Raw genomic sequence first — 5887 nt, forward strand, 5'->3', positions numbered from 1 at the left:
GCGGGGGGCTCCGGCTCCGCTTGGTGGCTGGCCCTGGCGCTCTGCACGCCCATCAGCATCGCGGCGGGCAACGTGTACCGGAAGCTGCGCATGCCGAAGGGCGCGCCCGCCAGCCTCCTCGCGGGAGGCATGCTGCTGGGCGGTGCGCTCGCGCTCCTGCCGCTGCTCGTGGCGAACGGGGGGCTGACCCGTCCCGGCATGGCGGGCTGGACGGTCATCCTGGCCCAGTGCGTCTTCACCAGCCTGGGCTACCGCGTGTACTTCCACTTCCAGCGCGTCGCGGACCCGGTGTACTTCAGCCAGTTCGGCTACGTCGTCTCCGCGACGGGGGTGGTGTCCGGGCTGCTCTTCTTCAACGAGCACCTGACGCTGCCCATGCTGCTGGCCATCGGCGTCATCCTGGCGGGCATCGCCATGGTGAATGCCCGGGCCCCCTGAGGGCGGGCGCCTCAGGCGCTGGCGGCCACGCGCGAGCGCAGGTCCTGCTTGAGGCCCAGCGCGAAGAGCGCCAGGGTGAGCAGGTACACGGGTTCGATGAAGAAGAGCAGGGGGCCGCCCAGGGACAGGCCGTGGGTCTTCTTCTCGAAGAGGACGTGCGCGCCCACCACCATCGCGAAGCGGAACACCATCACGCTTACGGCAATGCCCGCGGCCGTCCCCGTGGGGAGCCGGGCCACTCCTTCCGCGGCGAACAGCGTGGGCACCAGCGGCACGGCCATGAGCAGGCCCGCGGTCCACTCCAGCGTCAGGGCGTACACGGCCACCGCGGCCACCAGCAGGTGCGCGGCGGTCAGCGGCGTGCCGGGGATGCGCACCCAGCACAGCGGCACCAGCAGGGCGAACGTGAAGAGGTAGGCCCCCATGAAGTGGGCGGCGCGGCTGACGCCGTTCTCATGCAGGGGCATCCAGGCGCGCATCTTGTCGGCGAAGCTCATGGGCCCCCACCGTACTCCAGGCGGTGTGAAACCCGGAGGGCCCTGGTGCATCCAGGGGCGCGAACCTGAAACCCAAAGAAGGGGTGGACCATGAGAATCCTGGTGACGGGCGCGACGGGCTACATCGGTGCGGCGGTCGTGGACGCGCTCAAGCGCGCGGGACACACGGTGGCGGGGCTGGCGCGGTCGGACGAGGCTCGGGGCAAGCTGGCCGCCAGGGGCGTCCAGGTGGTGCGGGGCGACCTGAAGGACCCGGCGGGGCTGGCCGCCGCGGTGAAGGACGTGGACGCGGTCATCTGGACCGCGACGTCCAATGACAAGGACGTGGACGGCCCGGCCGTGGCGGCGGTGCTGGACGCGCTCCAGGGCACGAACAAGACGTTCCTCTACACGAGCGGCGTCTGGGTGCACGGCCACACGCAGGGCGTGGCCCACGAGGACTCGCCGCTGAACTCGACGCCCATCGTCGCGTGGCGTCCCGCCGTCGAGCAGCGCGCGCTGAGCACGCCGGGCGTGCGCGGCATCGTCCTGCGTCCGGGCGTCGTCTACGGGCAGGGCACCGGCATCCCCGCGATGCTCGGCGCGTCCGTGAAGGACGGGGGCGCCGTGCGCTACGTGGGCACGGGGGAGAACCACTGGGCGGTGGTCTTCGTGGACGACCTGGCGGACCTCTACGTGCGCGCCGTGGAGAAGGCGCCCGCGGGCAGCGTCTTCATCGCCACCCAGGGCCCGGGCGTGAAGGTGAAGGACGCCGCCCAGGCCGCGAGCGAGGCCGCGGGCGTGCCCGGCAAGACGGTGGCGTGGCCCCTGGAGGAGGCCCGCAAGCAGTTCGGTCCGTTCGCGGACGCGCTGGCGTTGGATCAGCGCTTCACGTCGGAGAAGGCGCAGAAGCTGCTGGGCTGGGCGCCCAAGGGGCCGGCCTTCCTCGACGAGCTGCGCACCGGCTCCTACGCGCGCCGCTAAAGGCAGCGGCAGGGGCATGGTGTCCCCGCGGGTCAGCTCCGGGACGCCTTGAGCACCTTCGCGACGACGGCCGCGTCCGTCACGCGGTCGTACTTGAAGGGCTGCCCGGGCACCGCCTGGTAGCGGTACACGGTGAAGGGGCCCTTGTCCTCGCTGGCGTGCTCCGGCACGAGCACCGCGAAGCTCTCGCTCCCCACGCCAATCATGTCGGTGCAGCGCAGCCGCTCCAGCTTCCCGGCCGGGTCGCGCAGGTTGTAGACGTCGTCGATGCCGAAGCCGGCGGCGCCTTCCGGTTCGGGCTGCTCCGGCAGGTACTTGCGCAACAGGGCCACCACCTGGCCCAGGTAGTTCCGGGCGGCGTCCGGCGTGGCGGGCAGCTCCTGGCGCTTCGCGTCCTCACGCGCCAGCGTCACGAGCGCCGCGCCCGGCACCTTCTTGTCGGCGAGGACGGCCTCCAGCCCATCGAGCCCCGTCATGAGGGGAATGGTGTTGAAGCCCAGCGCGTGCCGGACCTGGTCCTCCACCTCCTGCAGGGTAGAGTTGTTCGCGCAGTAGGCCTTGAGGAAGGTGCGCGCCTTCTCCAGCGGGGGCGCGCTCTTGAGGTCCTCCATGCGCGCCTTGAGCTGTTCGAGGGTAGTCATCGGGAGTTCGCCTCAGGGACCAGGGAACGCGGTCAATACCACCACTTGGGGCGGCACGCCGTCGACCAGTCGCAGCTTGATGTTGTAGGTGGTCGCGTTGGCCGGAGCCGCCCTCACCGCGCCCGTCACCGGGTCCTTCACCTGGGTGAAGCCCCGGCCCACCGTCGTCCCGGGCGGCGCCGGGATGTTCAGCTCGTCGGCGTAGCCCTGCATCATCAGCTTGTCCTTGATGCTGGACCAGTTGTCCTTGACGTACTGGTTGATGGTCGCGTCCATCTGCGCATCGCTGTTCCACTGGAACGAGTTCGTCTCCACGCTGCCCCAGCCGTCGCCGGTGGTGACGCGGCTCTCGATGGTGCGCGTCCCCGGCGGCTGGCCCGCGGAGGTGTAGGGCAGCTGGGCGCCGTGCCGGTCCAGGGTGTGCGCGTTGTGGGCCGAGCCGTGGGCCACGTCGTTGGCGGCCACGTCGAGCGTGGGGCCGTTGGGGAAGGCCTCGGTCAGCTGCTGCTCGCGGACGATGGCCCGGCGCAGCATCTCCTGCTCGGCGATCTGCGCCCGGGCCTTGGCGTACTGCTGCGTCTCCACGGGCACCTTGTTCCCGGTGGACGGATCCACCTGGGTGAAGGGGCTCGGGTCCAGGTCCCGGTTGAGCTGGGCCTGGGTCCGCGTCGTGGGGTCGTAGGTGCGCTCCGCGTACGCGCGGTGCCCTTCCGCCTGGCGGGCCTTGAATTGCGCCTTCGTCTCCGTGGGCGCCCGCACGTCGTTGATGGCGGCGTGCTCCGCGGGCGACATGGGCCCCTTCGCCGGCGGCGACACCGCGAGCTGCGTGTTCACGGAGTCGCCCACGCCCGGCCAGTCCGGCGTCGTGGTGGTGGGCGTGCCGTGCATGGCCACGGAGCCCGAGCCCGGCGCCAGCGAGTCCAGCCGCTTCGCGTGGAAGTCGATCTGGAACTCCACGTTGGCGATGTCGCGCTGGAGCGCCGCGCGCTCGGCGACGGTGGCCGCGGTGGGCTTGCCGCTCATGCTGGCGATGCTGTCGTCGATGCGCTTCTGCGCCGCCTCCAGGCCGCCCAGGATGTTCTTGAGCTTCTGCACCTCCAGCTTGGACTCGAAGCCCTGCGTGCCGTAGCCCGGCGTCTTGGTGAGGGCCTGCTGGACGCGGTCCTTGAGCTGGCGGATCTGCCCGGTGGGCCCCTCGTACTTCTGGAGCAGGCGGGCCGTCTCCTGGTGCGCGGCGATGTCCGCGGCGGAGGCGGTGGGCCCCGCCTCGATGCGCACCTGGCCGTTGTCGTAGCGCACCTTGGTGGTGCTGCCCGGCAGGTCGGGGTTGCGCAGCACGGGGATTTCACGCGGGCGGAGCAGCTCCCCGCCCTTGGCCAGGCCGCCGCTCACCACGCCGCCCGTCACCGCGCCCACGGTGCCGTCCGTCACCGCGCGGGTGCCCACGCGGCCCAGGCCCGTGAGCGCGCCGTCCTTCCACGTCTCGCTCTGGGTGGCCGCGTCCACGGCGCCACCGGCCGCGCCGCCGAAGGCGCCTTCCTTCACGCCCTGCTTGATGGCGGTGCGCACGGTGCCCTCGGTGGTCTCGCGCAAGGCCGTGCGGGCCGCGGCCTCCGTGGCCGTGGTGGCCGCGGCGCGCGTGCCGCCCGTGACGGCGGTGGCGCCCTTGCCAATGGGAATCACGGCCGTGCCGCCCTCCACCGCGCCGATGAGCGCCTGGCGGCTCAGGTCCTGCGCTCCGGCGGCGTCACCCTGGATGGCGGCGTACGTCACCGCGCGCGTGGTGGCGCCCACCGTCGCGTAACCGGCGATGGCCAGCGGCGTGGCCGCGCCGCCCGTGGCGACGACGGCGACGGTGGTCGCGGCGACGACGGCCACGGTGGCCGTGGTCTCCGCCAGCGAGTCCTTGGAGGCCTGGAGCGCCTTCAGGTCGTCCGTGGCGTAGCCCGTCAGCGTGTTCGCGCGCTGGGTGTCCCCCGTGGCGATGGCCTGGTCCGCGCGGCCCAGGTTGCGGTTGAGGATGTCGTTGTCGGACTCGCCCTTGGTGAGGTGCTGGATGCCGTCCAGCAGGTTCACGCCGAAGCCGGACTCGTTCTGCTGGACCTCGCGCAGCCGCCGCACGCGCTCCCGCGCGGCGTTGGGGTCGTTGGGGTCGATGGCGCCCAGGTCGTAGTCCTGCTTGAGCAGCTCCAGCTCGTCGCGGCCGTCCAGCTCGCCGTCCAGCTCCGCGCGCAGGTCCTTGCCGTACTTGTCCTGGTACGCGGCGGCGATGTCGTCCAGCTGCGCCTTGGACTTGCCGCCCAGCTCGGCGCGGATGGCGTCCTCGTCCGTGCCCATGCCGTCCATGGCCAGGAACAGCCGCTCCGCGGAGGCCTCCGCCTGCCCCGCCGCGTCGTTGGCGGCGGGCGGGTTGAGCATGCGCAGCGTGACGTCGCGGTCGCCGCCGCTCCAGCCCCGCACCTGGGTGTCCAGCGACTGGCCCGTCTGGCGCTGGTACTCGGCCTTGATGGCGTTGACCTCGTCCGGCTGCTTGCCCTGGAGGATGTCGCGCACGCCGCTCTCGTCCGCGCCGAAGAAGCCGCCCATGGCCTCGCGCAGCCGGGCCGCGTCCGCCTGGGCGGAGTTGCCCTGCATCAGGCCGATGGCGCGGTCGTACTCCTCGGTGGACAGCTCGTCCTTGAGCTTCGCCTTGAGCCCCTCGTCCTGGGCGAGCACGGCGCGCTGCTCGGGCGTGGCCTTCTCCAGGCGCTCGAAGATGCGGCCCTCGTCGGTGCCCCAGCCGGCCATGTCCTCTTCCAGGCCGGCCTTGAGCGCGCGCGTCTCCAGCGCGTTGGCCTCCGCGGGCGTGGACGCCTGACCCGCGCCGAGCATGCTCCGCGCGCGGTCCAGCTGCGCGCCGTCCATCTCGCGGCCCAGGCGGGCGAGCAGCACGTCCTCGGGCTTCTGGCCCGCCGGCACGCCGCCGTTCATGTCCGCGTACTGCTGCGCGATGGCGTGGCGCTCCGCGGGGGAGCGCTTCTCCAGGATCTTCAGCATGTCCTCGTTGGAGCCGAAGACGCTGTCCATCTCGGACTGGAGGTTGACCGCGTCGCTCTTCGCGCCGTTGCCCTGGAGCAGGCCTTCCGCGCGCTGCAGGTCGGAGCCGCCCAGCTCGTCGCGGATCTTGGCGTCCAGGTTCTTGCCGTAGTGGTCCTGGTAGCTCTGGCGGATCATCGCGATCTGCGCGGGCGTCTTGCCCTCGAGCGTCCGGAAGAGCTTGTCCTCGTCGGTGCCCCACCCGGTCATGCCGCCGTCCATGGCCTCACGCAGGGCGCTGGCGTCCTTGTCCGCCTGGGCCTGGGTGTACTC

General features: G+C 72.0%; 5 protein-coding genes. 2 read left to right on the plus strand and 3 right to left on the minus strand.

The features are described from left to right. Positions 1-438, plus strand: a 438-nt coding sequence (locus tag D7X55_RS34440; RefSeq protein ID WP_147470323.1) for an EamA family transporter, incomplete at its 5' end; no start/stop codon positions are given. Positions 439-449: 11 nt separating this feature from the next. Here D7X55_RS34440 and D7X55_RS34445 read toward each other — a convergent pair. Continuing rightward, positions 450-935 carry an Mpo1-like protein gene (locus D7X55_RS34445; protein WP_120547782.1) on the minus strand — a complete coding sequence of 162 codons (486 nt, stop codon included), beginning with the start codon at positions 933-935 and terminating at the stop codon, positions 450-452. Between the two features lie 90 nt (positions 936-1025). On the opposite strand from D7X55_RS34445, the gene D7X55_RS34450 reads away from it, so the two are divergent. Further along, the gene (locus tag D7X55_RS34450) at positions 1026-1898 is read left to right on the plus strand and encodes an NAD-dependent epimerase/dehydratase family protein (protein ID WP_121725266.1); all 873 of its coding nucleotides are present in this window, start codon (positions 1026-1028) and stop codon (positions 1896-1898) included. 32 nt (positions 1899-1930) lie between these two features. Here the strand turns inward: D7X55_RS34450 and D7X55_RS34455 are convergent, their stop codons facing one another. Then, on the minus strand, positions 1931-2539 hold the full coding sequence (locus tag D7X55_RS34455) for a hypothetical protein (protein WP_121725267.1): 609 nt from the start codon (positions 2537-2539) through the stop codon (positions 1931-1933). A gap of 12 nt (positions 2540-2551) precedes the next feature. After that, on the minus strand, positions 2552-5887 hold a 3336-nt coding region (locus D7X55_RS34460), incomplete at its 5' end, for an annexin (protein WP_147470324.1).

The organism is Corallococcus sp. AB049A (genome assembly GCF_003668885.1).
Lineage (GTDB): Bacteria > Myxococcota > Myxococcia > Myxococcales > Myxococcaceae > Corallococcus > Corallococcus interemptor.

Coding starts and splice junctions, on each gene's coding strand:
- D7X55_RS34450 (WP_121725266.1), top strand. CDS start 1,026: ATGAGAATCCTGGTGACGGGCGCGACGGGCTACATCGGTGCGGCGGTC.
- D7X55_RS34445 (WP_120547782.1), bottom strand. CDS start 935: ATGAGCTTCGCCGACAAGATGCGCGCCTGGATGCCCCTGCATGAGAAC.
- D7X55_RS34455 (WP_121725267.1), bottom strand. CDS start 2,539: ATGACTACCCTCGAACAGCTCAAGGCGCGCATGGAGGACCTCAAGAGC.